A 2276-nucleotide genomic window follows, 5' to 3' on the forward strand; every position below is an offset into this window, starting at 1 on the left:
GGCCGGGGCGGGTGGGGCGGCGCGCAGCGCTGCGAGGACTTCCCACAGGGCCTTCAGGACCCGGGCGGGGAGGACAGAGAGGACGACGGGCCTGCGGGAACAGTCAGGCTGAGGACTTCCGCGAGGTAGGCGGCACAGCGAGACGGACAGTGACGGCGACCGGATCCTGCACGTCTGCACGCGCTCCCGCCCCGAGCCTCCGTTCTGAGTGGCGTCCGGCCCCTTGCATCGCCTTCGCGACGCTTCGGCTTCTCCTCCGGAGCGGCGGGCATGTCGGTACGTACTGGCACCCTGCCGTCGTGCTGATTCCCCTCGCCACCGCCCGAGCGACGGCCGCGTCCGTGCTCACCGCGTCCGCGCTGCGGGGCGGTTGAGGGTGTCGCGTAAGTCCGCGTACGCCTGGCACGCGGCCTGGCACGCGGACTGGCGCGAGGGTGGGGCCGAGGCCCTGCGGTCCAAGGGGCCCGGCGGGCGGCCCTCGCGGATGAAACCCGCGTGGCGGGTATGGCTCGCCGGGGCGTTGGAGGAGGGGCCGGCCGCGCACGGCTGGGTGGAGGACCAGCGGTGGACACTGCCCCGGATCGCGCTGCTGGTCGCCAGGCGCTTCCACGCGAGGTTCAGCAACTCGCAGATCTCCCGGATCCTGCACGAGATGGGCTTCAGCGTGCAGGTCCCGGTGCCCCGGGCCGCCGAACGCGATCCGCAGGCCGTCGAGCGGTGGATGCGGGAGGTCCGGCCCGAGGTCGAGAAGACCGTACGGGCCCAGGAGGCGTGGCTGGTCTTCGAGGACGAGGCGGGGTAGAGCCAGCGACCGCCCAAGGCCAGAACGTGGGCGCGCCGTGGAAACACCCCTGTGGTGAAGGTCACCGGCAAGGGCTCCGGGCGGGTATCACTGGCCGCCCTGGTGTGCTCCGGCCCCGGCCGGCGTAGCCGGCTCATCCACCGGATGCCGGTCCACACCGGCCGCAAGGGCGAGAAGAAGGGCTTCCGCGAGGACGACTTCGCGGCTCTGCCGGACACCGCCCACCGGCAGCTCGGCGCCAAGATCGTCCTGATATGGGACAACGCCACCCAACACAAGGATGCCGTCATGCGCGAGTTGCTCGAAACCCGCCACGAGTGGCTGACCGCCTTCCGTCTCCCGCCCTGCACACCAGACCTCAACCCGACCGAAGGCGTCCGGGCCCACCTGAAGAAGTCCCTCGCCAACCCGGCGGCCTGCACCATCCGACAACTCGCCGCCAAGACCCGCACCCGGCTGAAGAAAATGCAGTACCGCGCCGATCTCCTCGACGGCTTCATCCGCGAAACCGGACTGATTCTCACTCCACCCTGAAACGTCACCCCGAACCGAAAGTCTCAGAAGCACAGTCGCACCGGACGGAACGCCCTGACCTGACCTCAGCCATTCGGTGGAGTCCGAGCCCAGCTCGGACCCCAGGCCTGGATGACATGTCACCAGGGCCGAGCCCCTCCCACTTTCATCACTTATCGTACATATCTAATCACAATGGGTGATCGGCTGGGGTGTGACCTGCCGCGCTGCCGCACGATGGAGAGCGGCCTCACGTCAAGCCAGGACGTCAGGAGGCATCAGTGGTCAGACATCACGCCCCTCGACGCCCTCCCACCGGGGTGAGGGCAGGACGAAGCCGAGCCCGCACGGGCGTCGGCACTCGTGAACAGTGGCGGCGGGCAGGGGTCGTGGCGGGACTGTGCGTGGCGTTGTCCGGCACCGCGCTGACACCCGCGACCTCCGCACCGGCGGAGGCCAAGCCTGCCACCGGGGTACGAGGAACTGATCCGTCGGTCACCTTCGGCTTCACCGGGACCCCGCAGCCCCTCACCGTCCCCACGAACGCGATCGTCACCATCACCGCGGACGGCGCCGGCGGCGCCCCCTTCTCCGGCACAGTTGTGTGTGTGGGGGGGGCAACGGCGGCCCACTGGACGCCACCGCCGGCACCACCGGAGCATTCGATAACGATGGTTCGCCGGGATCCGGCGGGCTGGGTGGCAGCACCGGCACCGCGACCGGCGGCGCCGGGGGCGCGGCGGGCACCCCCGCTGGAGGCTGCACACCGACCGCAGGTGACCCAGGAAGCGGCTTCACCGGCACCACGGTCGGCGGCCCCGCGCGCCGCGGCCCCCCCACACGCGGCCCCAACGGGACCCCCCGCGGGGGGGGGGGGGGGCGGGGCTGCGCCGGGGGGGGGGGCCCCGCCGCCGCAGGCCCAGGGGGCCGGGTCCGCGAAGCTGGGGCCGTAGATCCCTCC

1 pseudogene is annotated in these 2276 nt (G+C 71.7%); it reads left to right on the plus strand.

Going from position 1 to position 2276, the window contains the following annotated elements:
- Positions 1 to 361: 361 nt before the first annotated feature.
- Positions 362 to 1336: pseudogene (locus tag ACWGJO_RS41425) on the plus strand (IS630 family transposase); the annotation flags it as partial.
- Positions 1337 to 2276 lie beyond the last annotated feature (940 nt).

This window comes from Kitasatospora sp. NPDC054795 (genome assembly GCF_053611565.1).